At 67.9% G+C, this 18,393-nt stretch carries 19 protein-coding genes; 13 read left to right on the forward strand and 6 right to left on the reverse strand.

What is annotated here, in order from left to right; all coding sequences use genetic code 11:
• Positions 1–2 precede the first annotated feature (2 nt).
• Positions 3–689: a hypothetical protein gene (locus ABE522_RS10730; protein WP_346591685.1), complete on the reverse strand. Its 687-nt coding sequence runs from the start codon at positions 687–689 to the stop codon at positions 3–5.
• Positions 690–795: 106 nt separating this feature from the next.
• Positions 796–1,737, reverse strand: a complete 942-nt coding sequence (locus ABE522_RS10735; protein WP_346591686.1) for a histone H1-like repetitive region-containing protein — start codon at positions 1,735–1,737, stop codon at positions 796–798.
• A gap of 425 nt (positions 1,738–2,162) precedes the next feature.
• Here ABE522_RS10735 and ABE522_RS10740 point away from each other — a divergent pair, with 425 nt between their 5' ends.
• From ABE522_RS10740 to ABE522_RS10780, 9 genes are all read left to right on the forward strand, one after another.
• Entirely contained in the window at positions 2,163–3,590 is a 1,428-nt protein-coding gene (locus tag ABE522_RS10740) for a Do family serine endopeptidase (protein WP_346591687.1), read from the forward strand.
• 113 nt (positions 3,591–3,703) lie between these two features.
• Positions 3,704–4,069 carry a hypothetical protein gene (locus ABE522_RS10745; RefSeq protein WP_042613320.1) on the forward strand — a complete coding sequence of 122 codons (366 nt, stop codon included), beginning with the start codon at positions 3,704–3,706 and terminating at the stop codon, positions 4,067–4,069.
• Positions 4,070–4,077: 8 nt separating this feature from the next.
• Positions 4,078–4,557, forward strand: coding sequence for a phage holin family protein (locus ABE522_RS10750; RefSeq protein ID WP_346591688.1), 480 nt, complete (start codon positions 4,078–4,080; stop codon positions 4,555–4,557).
• On the forward strand, positions 4,554–5,081 hold the full coding sequence (locus ABE522_RS10755) for a protein sip-5 (protein ID WP_346591689.1): 528 nt from the start codon (positions 4,554–4,556) through the stop codon (positions 5,079–5,081). The genes ABE522_RS10750 and ABE522_RS10755 overlap by 4 nt, the downstream gene beginning before the upstream one ends.
• Before the next feature lie 67 nt (positions 5,082–5,148).
• Positions 5,149–6,246 carry an AI-2E family transporter gene (locus tag ABE522_RS10760; protein WP_346591690.1) on the forward strand — a complete coding sequence of 366 codons (1,098 nt, stop codon included), beginning with the start codon at positions 5,149–5,151 and terminating at the stop codon, positions 6,244–6,246.
• Between the two features lie 31 nt (positions 6,247–6,277).
• Positions 6,278–6,997, forward strand: coding sequence for an HAD family hydrolase (locus ABE522_RS10765; protein WP_346591691.1), 720 nt, complete (start codon positions 6,278–6,280; stop codon positions 6,995–6,997).
• Between the two features lie 4 nt (positions 6,998–7,001).
• A complete protein-coding gene (locus ABE522_RS10770; RefSeq protein ID WP_346591692.1) occupies positions 7,002–8,369 on the forward strand; it encodes a leucyl aminopeptidase family protein in 1,368 nt (455 codons plus the stop codon).
• A 132-nt stretch (positions 8,370–8,501) separates the two neighbouring features.
• Complete coding sequence (locus tag ABE522_RS10775; RefSeq protein WP_346591693.1) at positions 8,502–9,608, forward strand: catalase family peroxidase; 1,107 nt, start codon at positions 8,502–8,504, stop codon at positions 9,606–9,608.
• A complete protein-coding gene (locus tag ABE522_RS10780) occupies positions 9,605–10,144 on the forward strand; it encodes a cytochrome b (protein ID WP_346591694.1) in 540 nt (179 codons plus the stop codon). The genes ABE522_RS10775 and ABE522_RS10780 overlap by 4 nt, the downstream gene beginning before the upstream one ends.
• Positions 10,145–10,150: 6 nt before the next feature.
• Here the strand turns inward: ABE522_RS10780 and ABE522_RS10785 are convergent, their stop codons facing one another.
• From ABE522_RS10785 to ABE522_RS10800, 4 genes are read right to left on the reverse strand one after another with little or no spacing between them, the layout of a single operon-like run.
• The gene (locus ABE522_RS10785; RefSeq protein WP_346591695.1) at positions 10,151–10,753 is read right to left on the reverse strand and encodes a response regulator transcription factor; all 603 of its coding nucleotides are present in this window, start codon (positions 10,751–10,753) and stop codon (positions 10,151–10,153) included.
• Positions 10,750–11,979, reverse strand: coding sequence for a sensor histidine kinase (locus ABE522_RS10790; RefSeq protein WP_346591696.1), 1,230 nt, complete (start codon positions 11,977–11,979; stop codon positions 10,750–10,752). The genes ABE522_RS10785 and ABE522_RS10790 overlap by 4 nt, the downstream gene beginning before the upstream one ends.
• A 6-nt stretch (positions 11,980–11,985) precedes the next feature.
• Positions 11,986–12,762, reverse strand: coding sequence for an ABC transporter permease (locus ABE522_RS10795; protein ID WP_346591697.1), 777 nt, complete (start codon positions 12,760–12,762; stop codon positions 11,986–11,988).
• Positions 12,759–13,655 carry an ABC transporter ATP-binding protein gene (locus tag ABE522_RS10800; protein ID WP_346591698.1) on the reverse strand — a complete coding sequence of 299 codons (897 nt, stop codon included), beginning with the start codon at positions 13,653–13,655 and terminating at the stop codon, positions 12,759–12,761. Before ABE522_RS10800 ends, ABE522_RS10795 begins: the two co-directional genes overlap by 4 nt.
• A gap of 198 nt (positions 13,656–13,853) precedes the next feature.
• On the opposite strand from ABE522_RS10800, the gene ABE522_RS10805 reads away from it, so the two are divergent.
• The 4 genes from ABE522_RS10805 (at position 13,854) to ABE522_RS10820 (ending at position 18,348) form a co-directional block, all read left to right on the forward strand.
• Positions 13,854–15,080, forward strand: a complete 1,227-nt coding sequence (locus ABE522_RS10805; protein ID WP_346591699.1) for an efflux RND transporter periplasmic adaptor subunit — start codon at positions 13,854–13,856, stop codon at positions 15,078–15,080.
• A gap of 76 nt (positions 15,081–15,156) precedes the next feature.
• A complete protein-coding gene (locus tag ABE522_RS10810) occupies positions 15,157–15,846 on the forward strand; it encodes an ABC transporter ATP-binding protein (protein ID WP_042613307.1) in 690 nt (229 codons plus the stop codon).
• Positions 15,847–15,860: 14 nt separating this feature from the next.
• Positions 15,861–17,018 carry an ABC transporter permease gene (locus ABE522_RS10815; protein WP_346591700.1) on the forward strand — a complete coding sequence of 386 codons (1,158 nt, stop codon included), beginning with the start codon at positions 15,861–15,863 and terminating at the stop codon, positions 17,016–17,018.
• 10 nt (positions 17,019–17,028) lie between these two features.
• The gene (locus tag ABE522_RS10820) at positions 17,029–18,348 is read left to right on the forward strand and encodes an ABC transporter permease (protein WP_346591701.1); all 1,320 of its coding nucleotides are present in this window, start codon (positions 17,029–17,031) and stop codon (positions 18,346–18,348) included.
• The last annotated feature ends 45 nt before the right edge of the window (positions 18,349–18,393 follow it).

The raw sequence follows: 18,393 nt of genomic DNA on the forward strand, positions 1-18,393 counted from the left end.
GGTCAGTGGGTTTCCGGCGCCTCGCTGGCGCCCTGGGTGCCGACCGCCAAGCCGGCGCCCAGTCCGCCCATCGCGCCCACCCCTGCACCGCTGCCGCCACCGCCACCGCCACCAGCGCCCTTGCCGCCGCGGTCGGCAGCGTCCGACCGGCCCTTTGCCGCACCGCCCGATGCGGGACGTGTGGGCCCTTGGTGCGGAATCTCCAGCCCCGTGGGAATCGGTGCCAGGTCCAGCGCCTCGCGGATGAAGTCGCGCAGCGAGACCACCAGTGCATGGGTATGCACGGGGCGCCCTTGCGCCAGTTCGGTAGCGGCGTGCGCGGCCAGCCGCACCTGGTCGTCGGTGCCCAGCAGCAGGATGTCCGACAGCGCCGCTTCCACGGCATCGCGGATGCGTCGCGCACGGTCCGAACCTGGCTCGGCGATGCCCTGCTCGTGCGCGCGTTCGCGCAGCTGGCGCAGGTGCGAAGGATCCACGTCCAGATCACCGGTGAAGGATCCGCCCAGCACTTTGTAGGCCGCCATCAAGGTGCGCAGCCGTTCATTGATCTGGCGGTTTTCGCGCTCGCGGCGCGCTTGCAGGGTCTGCATCACCAGCAGGCGGATACCCACGCCCAGCAGGGTGATGAGGGCCAGTCCACCCAGCGTGGACAGCACGGCCTGCCATGAACTGAAATAGAGACCACGCATGCGGGAGCACTCCTTGGCGAGGCTCCCATGATGCGCCTGCCACGTGTGCAGGCCCATCATCATCGGCGTCCCTGCCGCCAACCGGCGACAGGGGCGTCCGGCGCGCTTACCTGCCGCGCTTGGTCACGGCCTTGCGGGTGGCAACCTTCCGGGCGGGCGCCTTGCGGGCGGCCTTCTTCACCGGTGCTGCCTTCCTGGCAACGCCCTTGCGCGCGACGGCGGTCTTCTTGGCTACGGCCTTCTTGGCTACTGCCTTCTTGGCTACGGCCTTCTTGGCTACGGCCTTCTTGGCGACAGCCTTCTTGGCTACGGCCTTCTTGCCTACTGCTTTCTTGGCAACGGCCTTCTTGGCGACGGCCTTCTTGGCTACTGCCTTCTTGGCTACTGCCTTCTTGGCTACTGCCTTCTTGGCTACTGCCTTCTTGGCTACTGCCTTCTTGGCTACTGCCTTCTTGGCTACTGCCTTCTTGGCAACGGCCTTCTTGGCAACGGCCTTCTTGGCAACGGCCTTCTTGGCAACAGCCTTCTTGGCAACAGCCTTCTTGGCAACAGCCTTCTTGGCAACAGCCTTCTTGCCAACAGCCTTCTTGGCAACAGCCTTCTTCGCCACGGCTTTCTTGGCGACAGCGGGCTTGGCCACGGCCGCTTTCCTGGTTGCGGTCTTCTTCACTGCGGCAGCCTTCTTAGCAACGGTCTTGGTGGCGGCGGCCTTCTTCTTGGCGACGACCTTGGTCAGCGCGGCCGCTTCGGCCTGCGCGTTCTGCTTGGCGGCTTCCAGCTTCTGCTTGGCCTTGGAGATCGACTTGCCGACCGACCTGGCAGCGTTGTCAGCCTTCTTGGCAACGGTCTTCTCGACCTTGGCAACGGCCTTCCTGGCGGCATCCACGCGGGTGGTGGCAGCCTTGCGCACGCGCTTGGCGGTGGTCTTGACCGCAGCCACGGCGTCTTCGGCGGTGTGGGCGATGGTCTCGCCAACGTTGGTTGCAGCTTCCTTTACTGTCTCGACGGTCTCGCTCAATGTCGTCGTCACACCATTACCGTTGCTCATGATTTGCCCTCCTGGGGGGCTGGAATGTCAAAACGGAGGCGATGCTATACCGGCAAGCTGCATCGTGGAACGGGAAACTGCGCAGGCGCAAGCGCGCGCCACTACGATGGCTGCGACGAGGCACGACCATCGACGCGCACGGCAACTCGAAAACGCACGTTTTCAAGGGGTTTGGGGCGAGGCGTCCTGCACGGCGGGCGTCACCGTGGGCAGCCTCCGCGATCCTGCAGGACCGCTTGCCGATACGACACCGGCAGCGGAGTTTGCGCGGAACTGCGCAACTTCCCATGTGCCGGACCGCATCTTTCATGGCATGTTTATCCAGCGCGGGAGACACTTCTGCGGCCCTGCCGCAGCTCCCTGCGGGCCTCGCCTGCAGCATCGAGCGCGCCCTACTCCACCTTCCTGCCCGGACACCGATTCCCATGCGACCGATTCCGACCCTGCTCACGCTTGCACTGGCCGCAGCCTTCGGCGGCTTCGTCGCCAGCGGCATCAATGCACACCTGGACAACCGCGCCGAAGCAGCGCCGGCACCGGTCACCATCCCGGCCACCAGCGCGTTGCCCGCTGCGGTCGCCGGGCAACCGGTTCCTTCACTGGCACCGATGTTGGAAAAGGTCACGCCGGCCGTGGTCAGCGTGAACACCAAACAGGTGGTGCGGGTGCGCAACCCGTTCTTCGAAGACCCGTTCTTCCGCCGCCTGTTCCCGGACGTGCCGCAGGAACGCATCAACGAATCGCTGGGTTCGGGGGTGATCATCGACGCCGCCGAGGGCCTGGTACTGACCAACCACCACGTCATCGACAACGCCGACGACGTGCAGGTCACCCTGTCCGACGGACGCACGGTGAAGGCCGAGTTCCTCGGTTCGGATGCGGACACCGACATCGCGCTGATCCGCATCCCCGCGCAGGGCCTGACCGGCATCACCCTCGGCAACAGCGACCAGCTGCGCGTCGGTGACTTCGTGGTCGCCATCGGCAATCCATTCGGTTTCACCCAGACCGTGACCTCGGGCATCGTGTCGGCCGTCGGCCGCAGCGGCATCCGCGGGCTGGGCTACCAGAACTTCATCCAGACCGATGCCTCGATCAATCCCGGCAACTCCGGCGGTGCGCTGGTCAACCTGCAGGGGCAGCTGGTGGGCATCAACACCGCCAGCTTCAACCCGCAGGGCAGCATGGCCGGCAACATCGGCCTGGGCCTGGCCATTCCGTCCAACCTGGCGCGCAACGTGGTCGACCAGCTGGTCAAGCATGGGGTGGTGGTGCGCGGCACGCTGGGCATCGAAAGCCAGAACCTGACCGCGCAGCTGGCGCAGGGCCTGGGCCTGAGCGAGGCGCGTGGTGCGCTGGTCACCCGGGTGCTGGCGGGATCGGCCGCAGCGGCGGCCGGCGTGCGTGCCGGCGACGTGGTGGTGACCGCCAATGGCCAGCGCGTGGACAGCGCGCAGGCGCTGCACAACATCGAAGGACTCGCGGCGGTCGGCAGCACGATGACCCTGGAACTGCGTCGCGATGGCAAGCCGGTGCAGGTCAAGGCCACCCTGAAAGAGCAGGCGCGCGCAATCAGTGGCGACACATTGGATCCACGCCTGGGCGGGGCGACCTTCGTCAACCTGCCCGAGTCGCTGCGCCAGTCCGGGATCAGCGGCGTGCTGGTCAACGAGGTCACCCGGGGTAGTCGCGCTGCCGCTTCCGGCCTTGCCAAAGGTGACATCGTGACCGAGGCCAGCGCAGGTGAATTCGCCGACCTCGCCAGCTGGCGGGCCAATTTCCAGCAGCCTCCACAGCAGTTGGTACTGCGCATCGTGCGGGGTAATGCCAGGGGGCAGTTGGTCATGCGCTGATGGCATGGCGTACCGTAACGCCCCCTATACCCGGGCGATGGTATCCATGTCGTCCGTGGCCATCCCGCACGTCCGGATGGCGGCCGCCTTATTCACTGAAGCAGGAGATTGCGATGAGCCCCACCAACACCGAAAACCTGAAGGACCACCTGGGCGAAGCCTCCACCCACCTGAAGTCGGCCGCCAACGCGGCAGGCAGCGCCATCAAGGGCGCCACGGGTGCGGCCGGCGATGAACTGCGGATCGGCAAGGCCAACGTCAAGGCCGAACTGTCCGACACCGCCCTGTCCGGCCTGGCCGCTGCCGAGTTCGGCGGCGCTGCTGCCAAGGAACAGGTCGATGCCCTGATGGACAAGGGCAAGGACCTGGTCGACAGCGCGGCCGAACTGATCCGCGAGCGTCCCCTGGCCTCGTTCGGCGTGGCCTTCGCCGCCGGCTGGCTGATCGCCAAGCTGGCCCGTAGCGGCGGCGACAAGTAAGCCGCGGCGTGAGCGAAAGCGACGACAACGCCCGTGGGCCTGATCCAGCGGCTACCCCGCCGCTGGATGAAAGCATCCGCCAGGTCAGCCAGGCCAGCCGCGCGACGGTCGATGCAGCGAAGCATTCGTTCCGCTCGCTGCGTCGGTTGGCTTCGGCTGACTTCGCGCTGGCGCGCAGCGCGTTCGGTCGTGCGCTGGCGTGGTCCGGGGTAGCGATCGTGTTCGGCGCATCGGCATGGCTGCTGATGGCCGCCACGATGATCGCCCTGCTGCAGAGCTGGGGCATGTCCTGGTTGCATGCACTGCTGATCACCTCGCTGCTCAGCCTGGCGGTAACCGGATTCGCGGCGTGGCGGGTGTCCTACTTCTTCCACCATACCGGCATGCATTCCACCCGACGGCAGCTGTCCAAGCTGGGTCTGTTCGATGAGCCCGGCAATGAAGAGGACCCCGACGCGGGCGTCAAGATCCCGGAGGGCAAGCCATGAAGTTCAGCGTTCTGCGCAACCGGGTGAAGCGCTGCGAGCAGGTGGTCGCAGTGCGGCTGGCCGATACCCAGGACAACTGGGGCGTGCTGAGCCAGGTCTGGCGCAGTGGCTGGTCGCCGTTGCGCATCATCATTGCCGGCGTGGCCAGTGGTTTCGTGGTCGGCAAGCTGGAAGTGCCCGGCAAGATCAATGGCGCACGCTGGCTGCAGATGGCCGGCTCGGTCTCCAACCTGCTGGCCAGTGGCCAGGCGGCGTTCGCTTCGGCGATGGCCGCGCATGCCGCTGGTGCGGCAGACGATGCCGCCGAACAGGCCGACGCGGCCGCCGACAAGGTAGGTGATGCAGTCGATCCGGGCGCGGCGGCAGCGGCCGGTGCGGCCGCAGGTGCCGCCGCTGCGGCATCGGTGCAACGGACGCCGGCGCAGGCTGGGGCGCAGCCGCAGGGCCGCCCGGCGCCTGCAGGCCCGGAAGCGTCCATCGGCCCGCAACCCGCCGAGGCGGCAACCGAGTTGTCCGAACGTTGACACGGTGCACCCGCCGCGTTGATCGCGGCGGGCGGATAATGCGGAACTTTTCCCCGACGGTGCGCCGATGAGCGAGTCCCCTTCCAGCATCGCCGTCGATCCGGCGGCCGGTGCGCTGCCCCCCACCCGCCCGCGGGCCCCGGTTTCGCTGGTCGTGCTTGCTACGCTGGCGGTTGCGTTCACGCTGTGGGCGGCGCAGCCGGTGGTGCTGCCGATCCTGCTGGCGATGTTCTTCGCGTTGGTGGGCAACCCCATCCTGCGCATGCTGGAACGCATCTGGGTACCCCGCGCGCTCGGGGCCATCCTGGTGATCGTGGTCGGCCTGGGCGCCACCACCGCACTGGCCGTGCAGCTGGTCGTGCCGACCATGGAGTGGGCGCAGGAAGCACCGCAGCAGCTGCGCAAGATCGGTCGGCAGGTGCAGAACCTGACCAAGCCGGTGCAGCAGGCCAACCAGGCTGCCGAGAACTTCGCCCGCGTGGCGGCCGGTGAAGGCACCCGTCGCGTGCAGGTGGTGCGCACCCAGCTGGACGACCCGTACCGTGCGATCACCCAGGCCCCGCGCCTGCTCGCCTCGGTGCTTGCCGTGGTGCTGCTGACCCTGTTCTTCATGATCTACGGCCAGGACCTGCAGCGGCATGCCATTGCCTTGTTCCCCAGCCGCCAGCAACAGCGCTTCACCACCGACATCCTGCGCTCCATCGAACGCGAGGTGTCGCGCTATGTGCTGACCATCACCGTGATCAACAGCCTGGTCGGCCTGGTGTTCGCCGGCACGCTGATGCTGCTGGGCCTGGAGATGCAGGATGCGCTGCTGTGGGGCACGATGGCCGCGCTGCTCAACTTCGCGCCCTACGTGGGTCCGCTGATCGGCGTGGCGCTGATGCTGCTGGTCGGCTTCGTGGAATTCCCCGATCCGCTCAAGGCGATCCTGCCGGCGGCCTGCTACCTCGCCCTGCATGCGCTGGAGGGCCAGCTGATCACTCCGATCGTGCTGGGCCGGCGGATGAAGCTGTCACCGCTGGTGCTGATCCTGGCGCTGATGATCTTCGGCTGGCTGTGGGGCTTCGTCGGCCTGCTGCTGGCGGTGCCGCTGCTGGTCTGCGTCAAGCTGGTGCTGGCACGGCTGGAGGGCATGCAGGGCTGGTCGCGGCTGCTGGAATGAAAGCCGATAGCGACGGGCGTAGAATGGCCGGGTGAACTTCCCCATCCAAGCCATCACCCTCGACCTCGACGACACCCTGTGGCCCTTCGCTCCGATCGGCGCACGCATCGACCAGGTCCTGCACGACTGGATGCTGCAGCACAGCCCCGCCACGGCCGCGATGTTTCCGCAGGCCGCGATGCGTGGACTGCGCGAGCGCGCCTACGTCGACAATCCCCACCTGCACCACGACCTGGGTGCGCTGCGCCGCCTGGCACTGCAGCAGGCATTGCAGGACAGCGGCGCCGACCTGGCGCTGCTGGATCCTGCGTACGAAGCCTTCCATGCCGCGCGCAACCAGGTGGAGTACTACCCGGACGCTTTGGAAGCGCTGCGGCGCATCGCGGCCCGGGTGCCGGTGGCGGCGCTGAGCAATGGCAACGCCGACCTGGAGCGGATCGGCGTGGCGCACCTGTTCGCCTTCCAGCTGGGTGCCCGCGAACACGGTGCGGCAAAGCCGGTCGCCAGCATCTTCCACGCTGCCTGCGAGCGCCTGGGCGTGGCGCCGGAGCACGTGCTGCATGTGGGCGACCACGTGGAAATGGACGTGGCCGGCGCGATATCCGCAGGCCTGCGCGGGTGCTGGATCAACCGCGAAGCGGCCCGTTGGGAGCACCCTTCGCTGCAGCCCGACCTGCAGTTCGACACCCTCACCGGGCTGGCCGACTGGCTTGATGCCAATCCCGCCGCCACCGCACCAAGGAGCGCCTGACCCCATGACCGACATCACCGGTTTCGTTGCCACCTCCGACCAGGCGTTGCCGCTGCACGTACTGGACCGCGAACAGTTCAAGGCCTGGAATGCCGCCCAGCCGCCCGCGTTGCAGGCCTGGCTGCAGGCGCAGAACTTCACCGCCAGCGGCCACAGCGTGGCACTGCTGCCGGGCGAACACGGCATTGCCGGCGCGGTGATCGGGATCGGCGACGTGGGCGATGCGTACAGCTATGCGCATGCGCCGCACGCACTGCCCGCAGGCACCGTGTGGAAGCTGGCCACCGCCCTGGAGCCGGCGCAAGAGGAGCTGCTGCAACTGGGTTGGGGACTGGGCAGTTACCGCTTCGACCGCTACAAGGCACGCAACCGGGCACCGGCCCAGCTGCTGGCGACCCTGTCCGCCGAGGCGGCCGCGCTGGTCACCGCCAGCCTGCGCGTGCGCGACTGGGTCAACACGCCTACTGAAGACATGGGCCCGCAGCAGCTGGAGGACGCCGCGCGCGCCCTTGCGGACGCCCATGGTGCGGAGCTTGAAGCGATCACCGGCGATGCACTGCTGGCGCAGAACTTCCCGGCCATCCACGCGGTGGGCCGCGCTTCGCACCGCGCCCCCCGGCTGGTGGTGCTGCGCTGGGGCAGGGAAACCGATCCTTCACTGGTGCTGGTCGGCAAGGGCGTGTGCTTCGATACCGGCGGGCTGGACATCAAGCCGGCCGACGGCATGCGCAACATGAAGAAGGACATGGGCGGTGCGGCACATGCGTTGGCACTGGCCGGACTGGTGATGGGGCAAGGCCTGCCGGTGCGGCTGACGCTGCTGGTGGCTGCGGTGGAAAACGCGATCGGCCCGGATGCGTTCCGTCCGGGCGAAGTGATCGCCACGCGCAAGGGGCTGAGCGTTGAGATCGACAACACCGATGCCGAAGGCCGGGTGATCCTGGCTGACGCCCTGACCTTCGCCAGCGAACAGCAGCCGGACCTGGTGCTGGATTTCGCCACCCTGACCGGCGCGGCACGCATCGCGCTGGGTCCGGACCTGCCGGCGCTGTTCAGCAACGATGACACGGTGGCCCAGCAGTGGCTGCAGGCCGGCGAGCAGACCCGTGACCCGGTGTGGCGGATGCCGTTGTGGCGGCCGTACCTGCGTTACCTGCACAGCGGCATCGCCGACCTGGCCAATGCCGGTTCGCGGATGGGTGGCGCGGTCACCGCAGCGCTGTACCTGGAACGCTTCCTGGCCGACGGCCAGCGCTGGGCCCACCTGGACGTGTATGCCTGGAACGACGGCGAACGCCCCGGCCGCCCCGCCGGCGGCGAAGCCCTGGCCCTGCGTTCGGCCTGGGCCATGCTGAAAACACGCTACGCCTGACTCCTGAAAAGGGGACGGAGGGGATTAAGTCGCGAGTGGCCAGATAGGGTCGTTTGCGACTTAATCCCCTCCGTCCCCTTTTTTGCTTAGGATGTGGGCACCGCGCATTTCCATGCCAGGCAGGAACCGTCGATGCCCTTGTTCCGCTTCACCCGCAAAGGCGGACTCTCGCACGGCCCAAGGCCGCATTCACCGCTGCCCTGGATCGCGCTCATCGCGTTGATCGTGGGCCTGATCGCGCTGGCCTTTGCGTGGCTGGCCGGCTGGGTCGGGCCTGATCGACCCACCGCGCAGCGCTTCACCGACACCATCGAAGCAACTGGCGCGGCGCATCCCGGCTTCCGCCGGGCGCACAGCAAGGGCGTGTGCGTGGGCGGCTGGTTCGAACCGACGCCGCAGGGCGCGGCGCTGTCCCGCGCCCAGGTGTTCCACCAGGCACGCGTGCCGGTGCTGGGACGGCTGTCGATCGGCGGCGGCGACCCGCACGGTGCCGATGCACAGGCACGGGTGCGCAGCATCGCCCTGCAGCTGGTCAGCGAAAATGGACAGGAGTGGCGGATGGCGATGAACAGCTTCCCCTTCTTCGCCGTGCCCAGTCCCGAGGCCTTCCTGGAACAGACCCGGGCACAGCTGCCCGACCCGTCCACCGGCAAGCCGGACCCGGCGAAGATGGCCGCGGTGCTGGAAAAATATCCGAGCGCGCGGGCATTCCAACAGTGGGCGAAGACCGCCCCGTGGACCACCAGCTGGGCCAACACGCAGTTCAACAGCGTCAACAGCTTCTGGTTCACCGCCGCCGACGGCACCCGCCAGGCGGTGCGCTGGAGTTGGGAACCGCAGGCTGCGGTCGAGGTGCTGGACGAAACGGCGCGCGCTGGGGCCGGACTGGACTACCTGGCCGACGAGTTCGCCACGCGGCTGGCCAGCGGGCCGGTGCGCTGGAACCTGGTGGTGACCCTGGCTGGGCCCGGCGATGTCGTGGAGGACCCCTCCACCCCGTGGCCGGCCGGACGCACCCGCGTGCAGGCCGGCGTGCTGTCGCTGGCGCATATGCAGCCGCAGGCGGGGGGCGCCTGCGACGACCTGAACTTCGATCCGTTGATCCTGCCCGATGGAATCAGCGGCAGCGACGATGCGGTGCTGGCGGCGCGTTCGGCGGTGTATTCGCATTCGTTCAACCGGCGCGAACGTGAGACCGCGCGTGGCAAAGCCGGCGATGCCGCAGGGGTATCGAAATGAGCGCAGCGGATCGCACGCCCGGCCACTTCAATCGATTGGCCCGCGTGCTGCACTGGACGATGGCCGTGATGATCCTGGCGATGCTGTTCATCGGCGTGACCATGATGGCCTCGCTGCACCTGCGGCCGACCCTGGTGGACATCCACCGGCCACTCGGCATCGCGATCGGACTGCTGGTGCTGCTGCGGCTGTACAACCGCCTGCGCCACCCACCACCGCCGCTGCCGGCCGACCTGCCGTGGTGGCAGGCGCTGGCGGCGAAGGCATCGCACTGGCTGCTGTATGCGCTGATGCTGGCGATGCCGCTGCTGGGCTGGTCGATGCTGTCCGCCGGTGGCTATCCGATCGTGCTGTGGAGCGGCGTCAACCTGCCCCCGATCGCCGCGCATTCGGCGGCGTTGTACACGGCGCTGCGCAGTGCCCACAGCCTGCTGGCCTATGTGCTGTTCGCCACCGTGCTGATGCACCTGGGTGCCGCGCTTTACCACGCCTGGGTGCGCCGCGACGGCGTGTTCGAGTCGATGGCGAAGAAGTAACAGGCGCTACAGCCAGCCCTTCTGGCGGGCCAGCCGGTAGGCTTCGATGCGGTTGGCCACGCCCAGCTTGCCGATGCATTCGGACAGGTAATTGCGCACGGTGCCGTGCGACAGGCCGAGCTCGGTGGCGATCTCGCCGGCCGTCTTTCCTTCGCCTGCCAGGCGCAGTACGCGACGCTCGCGGTCGGTCAAGGGATCGGCCTGCGACCAGGCGTCCAGTGCCAGTTGCGGGTCGATGGCGCGGGCGCCCTGCTGCACGCGGCGCAGGGCATCGGCCAGGTGGTCGGCCGGCGCGTCCTTCAGCAGGTAACCGAGCACGCCTGCGTCCAGGGCGCGGCGCAGGAAGCCGGTACGCGCGAAGGTGGTGACGATCACGACCTTGATCGGCAGCTGCTGGCGCGCGATGCGCTGGGCCAGTTCCAGCCCGGTCAGGCCGGGCATCTCGATGTCGGTCACCAGGATGTCCGGCTGCACCTGCTGCAGCAGCCGCCAGGCGGCTTCGCCATCGGCTGCGGTGCCCAGGACTTCGATGTCCGGCTCCAGCCCCAGCAGCGCCGACAACGCGCCACGCACCATGGCCTGGTCTTCAGCGAGCACGATCCGGATCATGGTGTTCCCCCCGACAGGAGGGCACCCGATGGATCAGGCACGCCGTCGATCGACTTCGATGCGGCCGGCATCGGCACGCGCGCGGTCAGGCAGGTCCCGCCCTGTGGCAGCGGCCCCACCTGCAGCGTACCGCGCAGTGCGGCCATGCGTTCACGCATTCCGGCCAGGCCGTTGCCTTCCGTCGCGATCCCGCCGCGTCCATTGTCGCGGACCTGCATCAGCAGGGCGTTGCCCTCGCGTTCGAAGTGCACGCTTGCGTTCCCGGCGCGTGCGTGGCGGGCGATGTTGGTCACCGCCTCGCGCAGCACCAGCGCCAGCGCGCGCTCGATCTCCAGCGGCATCGGCGGTGGTGGCAGGTAGTCCAGGTGGACCTGCTGGCATTCCAGCAGCAGCCGCGCCGAGGCAAGCTCGCCGGCGAGATCGCTGGAGCGGAAGCCGGTGACCGCACTGCGGACCTGCGCCAGCGCCTGCCGCGCGATGTCTTCCGCTTCGCCGATCTCCTGCCGTGCACGCACGTCGCCACGGTCATACAGCTTGCGCGACAACTCCAGCTTCAGCGTGATCAGCGACAGCGTGTGGCCGAGCAGGTCGTGCAGGTCGCGACCGATGCGCTCGCGCTCGGCGGTGGCCGCCAGCCGGCGCACCTCTTCCTGGGAAAGCTGCAGCTGCGCATCGCGCTCGTTGTTGACCGCCTCCGTGTTTGATATCAGGCCGATCACCACCGACATGAAGGGGATCCAGACCAGGTTCTGCCACGCCCAGCCCGCAAGCCACGCGGTGCCGACATACACCACGTTGAGCACCAGCAACTGCAACAGGTAGCGCCAGGTACTGCCGTTGCGGCACACCCGCAGCATCACGCAGCCGAACACGAAGTAGCTGATGCCGGACGGATACCACGGCACCAGCGCCAGGCTCATCGCGACCATCGCCAGTGCATGGCGCGGTGCATGGCGGCGTGGCCCCAGCATCGCGCGTGCATACAGGAACAGGAAGGTGGGATAGCTCAGCAGGGTCAGCAGCGCCCAGCGCGCCGTATACCCGCCGCCGAACAACGGCGTCAGGAATACCCAGGACGTCCAAAGCAGGTGGATGTAATCATTCCAGCCGGACTGGCCGCGCCGCCGATGGTCGGCTGCAGCGGAATCCGGCGCGGGGCGCAGCAGGGTGGCGAACCACTTGGACAGCACGGCGGATTCCAGCAGGAGACGGTCGCGGCCGATCATGCCATGTCAGCCAATGCGGCGCAGGCGCCGCGCCGCCAGCATGGCGCCGACGACGGTTACCAGGCACAGCACCCCCGCGTGCATCAGCGCGCTGCCGCCTGCGGGTTGGCCGGTGGCGCGCAACGCCAGCTGTGCGGCGTGCCAGGTCGGCCACAGGGGCGCCAGCGTGTTGAACACCTGCGGCAGCATCGACAAAGGCACCCACAAGCCGGACAGCAACGCCAACGGCAGGTAGACCAGGTTGACCACTGCCGGCGCCGCGTCGGACCCCACGTGGCTGCCGATCAGCAGACCGATCGCGCCCAACGGCAGCGCCACCAGCGCCGCCACCGCCACCAGCCCGGCCATCTGCAGCGGTGCCAGGCTGACCCCGCCCAGCATGCGCGCGGCGGCGATCAGCAGGATCGCGACCACCACCGCGAAGATCACCGCCATCGACAGGCGCGCCAGCAGCGGTGCCAACGGCGGCACGGGCAATGCGCGCTTGAGGGTCAGCAGGCCGCCGGCACGATCCATCGCCAGCTGCACGCCGAAGCCGAACAAGGCCGGCCCCATCGCGCCGAACACGCAGTAGGTGGCCAACAGATAGCGTGCCGCTTGCCCGCGCCCCAGCATCACCCCGAACATCAGGTAGAACAGCACCGGGAACAGCAGGCACGGCAGCACGAAGGCCGGCGTGCGCCAGGTCCGCCGCAGCTCGGCCTTCAGCTCTGCGGAGTACGGCGCCAGCACGCGCGCCAGCGGACGGCGCGGTGGATCGACGGCAACGCGCTGGATGTTCATGCGACCTCCCGGGTGAGTTCGACGAAGGCTTCGGCCAGGCCGCCGCCGCGCACGTCCAGCTCGCTCAGCCGGGGATCCTCGGCCAACAGGCGGGCGACCACCGGCTCGGCAGGTTCGGCCAGCAGTTCCAGGTAATCGCCCGCACGGCGTGCTTCGATCACGCCCTGCCAACCATGCAGCAGCGCCAGGTCCAACCCACTGCGGCAACGGACCCGCCGCGGTGCCAGCTGCGGCCGGAACGTGGCCAAAGGGCCGTCGGCCAGCACGCGTCCCTGCTCCAGCACCACGACACGGCTGGCAAGCGCTTCGGCTTCTTCCAGGTAATGGGTGGTCAGCACGATCCCGCAGCCTTCCGCGCGCAGCTGCGCGATGGCGTGCCACATGGCCTGCCGCGCTTCGATGTCCAGGCCGGTGGTCGGTTCGTCCAGGAACAGCAGGCGCGGGCCACCACACAGCGCGATGGCGAACTGCACGCGTCGCTGCTGGCCACCGGAAAGCTGGCCGTAGGAACGCCGCTGCAGGTCCTGCACGCCGGCCATGGCCAGGCAGTCGGCCAATGGGCGCGGCTGCGGATAGCTGGCGCGGAACTGGTCCACCAGCTCGCCCACGCGCAGCTTTGGCGGCAGCGCAGTGTTCTGCAGCATCACGCCCACCTGCTCACGCTGGGATCGACGTTGCGGGTCACCGCCCAGCAGCTCCACGCTGCCCGCGTCCGGCCGCCGCAGTCCCAGCAGCACGGCGATGGCGGTGGTCTTGCCGGCACCATTGCGGCCGAGCAGGGCCAGTACTTCGCCTGGACGCACCTGCAGGCTGATACCGGCCAGGGCCTGGGTAGTGCGATAGCGCACCTGCACCTCGTGCAGTGCGGCGAGCGAAGGGGCATGGGGAGACATGGCGGTACTCCAGGGAAGTGGGTACGACGGTGCGCCACCGGGGGGCGCGCCGGCAGTGGCCGGCGTCAGGTACCACAGGTGACAGCTGTCACTGCCGTGGCTGTCCGCCTTCGCGCATCCTGTGTCGACCGCGGGGCCGCCGTTTGCCCCTCGCGGGTGTTGGAGTCACACTCCGCTCGATCCAACGTCCTGGTGCCTATGAACGCCTCTGCTGAACTGTTGAAGGAACTTCGCATCGACCGCAGGACGCCGCCGCCGCCCACGCCGGGCAGCCGCCGCTGGTTGTGGATCGTGATCGCCGTGGTGGTGCTGCTGGGTGCCGCCGCGGCCGCATGGACGCTGCGTCCGCAGGCCCTCGAAGTGCAGACCGCACCCGCGGTGGCGCTGGGCGAGGCAGGCGGCAGTGCGTCTGTGCTGGATGCCAGCGGCTACGTGGTGGCCCGGCGCATGGCGACCGTATCGGCCAAGATCACCGGCAAGGTGCGCGAAGTCATGATTGAAGAAGGCATGCGGGTCGAGGAAGGCCAGGTCATGGCCACGCTGGACCCGATCGATGCCGGCGCCCAGCGCGATCTCTATGCTTCGCAAGTGCAGGCCGCGCGCAGCCAGGTCGCCGGCCTGCAGGCGCAGCTCACCCAGGCCGATGCCGAGGCCACCCGGCTGCAGGCACTGGTCGGCCAGCAGCTGGTATCGCGCTCGCAGTTCGACCAGGCCGTGGCCCAGCGTGACAGCCTGCGTGCGCAGCTGGATACCGCCCGGCGCAACGTGCAGGTGGCCGGCAACCAACTGGCGATCGCCGACCTGGGTGTGGACAACAACATCGTCCGCGCCCCGTTCTCCGGCGTGGTCACTGCCAAGGCCGCGCAGCCAGGCGAGATCGTCTCGCCGCTGTCGGCCGGCGGCGGCTTCACCCGCACCGGCATCGGCACCATCGTGGACATGGAGTCGCTGGAGATCGAAGTCGAGGTCGGCGAAGCGTTCATCGGCCGCGTACAGCCGAAGATGCCGGTGGAAGCCACGCTCAACGCTTATCCCGACTGGAAAATCCCGGCCGAGGTGATCGCCATCGTTCCCACCGCCGACCGCGGCAAGGCCACGGTGAAGGTGCGCGTGGCGATCAAGAACCGCGACCCGCGCATCGTGCCGGAAATGGGCGTGCGGGTGAGCTTCCTGGAACAGGCCAAGGCCGATGCACCGCAGAAGCCGCAGGGCGTGCGGGTGCCGGCCAATGCCGTGGTGGAACGCGAGGGTGGCAGCGTGGTGTTCGTGCTGGTGGACGATGCCGTGCAGCAGCGCAGCGTGAAGCCCGGCCTGGCATTGAACGCGGATCGACAACTGCTGCAGGGCATCCGCCCGGGTGAGCTCGTGGTGACCAGCCCGCCGGATACGTTGCGCGATGGCAGCAAGGTGAAGGTAAAACCGTAGGTTTCCAGTCTGACGGCCAGCGGCCGTCACTACCAATGACGGCAGTCGCCGCCATTACCGCATTCGGAGAATCGGCATGTCGACCCTGGTTTCATTGCGCAGCATCACCAAGACCTACCAGCGGGGCCCGGAGCAGGTGAAGGTGCTGCACGGCATCGACCTGGACATCGAGAAGGGCGACTTCGTCGCGTTGATGGGCCCCTCCGGTTCCGGCAAGACCACCCTGCTGAACCTGATCGGTGGACTGGACTCGCCCAGCGGCGGCGAGATCACCATCGAAGGCGAGCGCATCGACCAGATGAGCGGCGGCCAGCTGTCCACCTGGCGCAGCCACCACGTTGGCTTCGTGTTCCAGTTCTACAACCTGATGCCGATGCTGACCGCGCAGAAGAACGTCGAACTGCCGTTGCTGTTGACCCACCTGGGTGCTGCGCAGCGCAAGCGCAACGCAGAGATCGCGCTAACCCTGGTCGGCCTGGCCGACCGCCGCAGCCACCGGCCCAACGAACTGTCCGGCGGCCAGCAGCAGCGCGTGGCAATCGCCCGCGCGATCGTTTCCGATCCCACCTTCCTGATCTGCGATGAACCGACCGGCGACCTGGACCGCCAGTCCGCCGAGGAGATCCTGCAGCTGCTGCAGCAGCTCAACCGTGAACACGGCAAGACCATCATCATGGTGACCCACGACCCGAAGGCCGCCGAGTACGCGACCCATACGGTGCACCTGGACAAGGGCGAACTTGCCGACGCGCCACTGGCGCACTGACCGAGGGCACGGCGATGAAATATTTCTCCCTGGTCTGGGCGCAGCTGTTCCGCAGCCGCACCCGCACCCTGCTGACCCTGCTGTCGGTGGTGGCCGCGTTCCTGCTGTTCGGCATGCTCGATTCGGTGCGCGTGGCCTTCATGTCCGGTGGCAGCGTGGAGGGCGCCAACCGGCTGATCACCGCCTCGCGGCTGTCGATCACCCAGTCGCTGCCGATCCGCCTGGAATCACAGATCCGCCAGGTGGCCGGCGTGCGCGACGTCACCTATGGGATGTGGTTCGGTGGCATCTACCGCGACCCCAAGGACTTCTTCCCGAACTTCTCGGTAGCACCGAACTACTTCGACATCTACGGCGAACTGGAGGTCGCCCCGGACCAGCTCAAGCGCTGGCAGGACACCCGAACCGGCGCCATCGTCGGCGAATCGCTGGCCAAGGATTTCGGCTGGAAGATCGGCGACACCATCCCGTTGCAGGCCACCATCTTCCCGCGCGGCGGCAGCAATGACTGGCCGCTGGAAATGGTCGGCACGTTCCGCTCCAAGGACCGCGCAGTGGCCGGCAACGAGGAGCGGCAGCTGATGATGAACTGGACGTATTTCGATGAGTCCAACGACTACATCAAGAACCAGGTCAGCTGGTACACCATCACCCTGGACAACCCGGACCACGCCTCGCGCGTGGCCCAGGCCATCGACGCGATATCGGCCAACTCCGACCACGAAACCAAGACCCAGACCGAATCGGCGTTCCAGCAGGCCTTCGTCAAGCAGTTCGCGGACATCGGCATGATCGTCACCTCGATCATGGGCGCGGTGTTTTTCACCCTGCTGTTGCTGACCGGCAACACCATGGCGCAGGCGGTGCGCGAACGCATCCCGGAACTGGCCACGCTGAAGACACTCGGCTTCCAGGACCGTACCGTACTGGCCCTGGTGATGGTGGAATCGATCCTGCTGGTGGGGCTGGGCGGTGCGATCGGCATGGGCCTGGCGGCGACCATCCTGCCGGTGCTGGCACCCCAGACACGCGGCCTGCTGCCACCGCATGTGCCGACCGCCACCTGGCTGGTGGGAATTGGACTGATCATCGTGATCGGCATCGTGGTCGGACTGCTGCCGGCGTTGCGCGCCAAGCGGCTGAAGATCGTCGACGCCCTGGCCGGACGCTGAGGACCCGCATATGAAGAACACACTGAAGAAGTGGCTGCTCAACGGCGCGATGCTGGTGGTGCTGGCGGTGGGCCTGGCGGGATGGATCTGGCTGCCGTGGCAGGGCGTGCTGATCGTGGCGGTGCTGGTCGCGCTGTGGCTGGTGCTGACCCGCAGCGGACGGCTGGCGTTGGCCGCCACCCGCATCGGTATCGCCAGCCTGCCGCAACGCTGGGGCGCCTCGTCGGTGATCGTGGTCGGCATCGCCGGCGTGGTGGGTGTGCTGGTGGCGATGCTGGCGATGGGCGCGGGGTTCCAGTCCACGCTCAACAGCACTGGCGATGACACCACCGCCATCGTGCTGCGCGGTGGCTCGCAAGCGGAAACCAACTCGGTGATCACCCGCGACCAGATTCCGCTGTTGTCCACCCTGCCCGGCGTGGCACGCGACGAAAAGGGCCGCGCGCTGCTGTCCGCCGAGCTGTCGCAGGTGGTCAACCTGGTGTCCCGCTCCGACCGCACCGATGTCAACGCGCAGTTCCGCGGCGTCGGTGAAATGGCCTGGGCGGTGCATGACCGGGTGCGCATCATCGAAGGCCGCAGGTTCGCCACCGGCAAGCGCGAGATGGTGGTGGGCCAGGGCGCGAAGACCCAGTTCCGCGACATGGACGTGGGCAGCACGCTGACCCTGGGCAACCAGGCATGGACGGTGGTCGGCGTGTTCGCTTCCGGCGACGCGCACGATTCGGAGCTGTGGACCGACGTGGATACGCTGGCCACCACCTACCAGCGCGGCGCGTTGCAATCGGTGACGGTGCGCACCGACGGCAAGCCGGGATTCGAGCAGTTCAAGGCCGCCGTCGCCGGCGACCCGCGCCTGAAGCTGGAGGTGGAATCGACGCGGCTGTATTACAGCAAGCAGGGCGGCGGACTGACCACGCTGATCAACATCCTCGGCAAGGTCATCGGCACCATCATGGCCATCGGCGCCGTGTTCGGTGCGCTCAATACCATGTATGCCGCCGTGGCCACGCGGGCACGCGAGATCGCCACGATGCGTGCGATCGGCTTCCGCGGGCTGCCGGTCGTGACCGCAGTGATGCTGGAGACGATGCTGCTGGCGTTGCTGGGCGGGCTGCTGGGCTGCGCGATCGCCTGGCTGCTGTTCAACGGCTACAGCGTGTCCACGATCGGCAGCAATTTCAGCGCGGTGGTGTTCAAGTTCCACGTCTCCCCGGAACTGCTGTGGAGCGGGCTGAAGTGGGCACTGGGCATCGGCCTGGTCGGTGGCCTGTTCCCCGCCCTGCGCGCCGCCCGCCTGCCGATCACCACCGCCCTGCGCGAGGTCTGAGAAAAAAGGGGACGGAGGGCATTAAGTCGTTTTTGGCATTTCGCG

The sequence above is a fragment of the Stenotrophomonas lacuserhaii genome, assembly GCF_039674585.1.
GTDB lineage: Bacteria > Pseudomonadota > Gammaproteobacteria > Xanthomonadales > Xanthomonadaceae > Stenotrophomonas > Stenotrophomonas pennii_A.

Bases quoted from the DNA above. Each gene is read 5' to 3' on its own strand.
- ABE522_RS10730 (WP_346591685.1), bottom strand. From the start codon at position 689: ATGCGTGGTCTCTATTTCAGTTCATGGCAGGCCGTGCTGTCCACGCTG.
- ABE522_RS10735 (WP_346591686.1), bottom strand. From the start codon at position 1,737: ATGAGCAACGGTAATGGTGTGACGACGACATTGAGCGAGACCGTCGAG.
- ABE522_RS10740 (WP_346591687.1), top strand. From the start codon at position 2,163: ATGCGACCGATTCCGACCCTGCTCACGCTTGCACTGGCCGCAGCCTTC.
- ABE522_RS10745 (WP_042613320.1), top strand. From the start codon at position 3,704: ATGAGCCCCACCAACACCGAAAACCTGAAGGACCACCTGGGCGAAGCC.
- ABE522_RS10755 (WP_346591689.1), top strand. From the start codon at position 4,554: ATGAAGTTCAGCGTTCTGCGCAACCGGGTGAAGCGCTGCGAGCAGGTG.
- ABE522_RS10760 (WP_346591690.1), top strand. From the start codon at position 5,149: ATGAGCGAGTCCCCTTCCAGCATCGCCGTCGATCCGGCGGCCGGTGCG.
- ABE522_RS10770 (WP_346591692.1), top strand. From the start codon at position 7,002: ATGACCGACATCACCGGTTTCGTTGCCACCTCCGACCAGGCGTTGCCG.
- ABE522_RS10775 (WP_346591693.1), top strand. From the start codon at position 8,502: ATGCCCTTGTTCCGCTTCACCCGCAAAGGCGGACTCTCGCACGGCCCA.
- ABE522_RS10780 (WP_346591694.1), top strand. From the start codon at position 9,605: ATGAGCGCAGCGGATCGCACGCCCGGCCACTTCAATCGATTGGCCCGC.
- ABE522_RS10785 (WP_346591695.1), bottom strand. From the start codon at position 10,753: ATGATCCGGATCGTGCTCGCTGAAGACCAGGCCATGGTGCGTGGCGCG.
- ABE522_RS10790 (WP_346591696.1), bottom strand. From the start codon at position 11,979: ATGATCGGCCGCGACCGTCTCCTGCTGGAATCCGCCGTGCTGTCCAAG.
- ABE522_RS10795 (WP_346591697.1), bottom strand. From the start codon at position 12,762: ATGAACATCCAGCGCGTTGCCGTCGATCCACCGCGCCGTCCGCTGGCG.
- ABE522_RS10800 (WP_346591698.1), bottom strand. From the start codon at position 13,655: ATGTCTCCCCATGCCCCTTCGCTCGCCGCACTGCACGAGGTGCAGGTG.
- ABE522_RS10805 (WP_346591699.1), top strand. From the start codon at position 13,854: ATGAACGCCTCTGCTGAACTGTTGAAGGAACTTCGCATCGACCGCAGG.
- ABE522_RS10810 (WP_042613307.1), top strand. From the start codon at position 15,157: ATGTCGACCCTGGTTTCATTGCGCAGCATCACCAAGACCTACCAGCGG.
- ABE522_RS10815 (WP_346591700.1), top strand. From the start codon at position 15,861: ATGAAATATTTCTCCCTGGTCTGGGCGCAGCTGTTCCGCAGCCGCACC.
- ABE522_RS10820 (WP_346591701.1), top strand. From the start codon at position 17,029: ATGAAGAACACACTGAAGAAGTGGCTGCTCAACGGCGCGATGCTGGTG.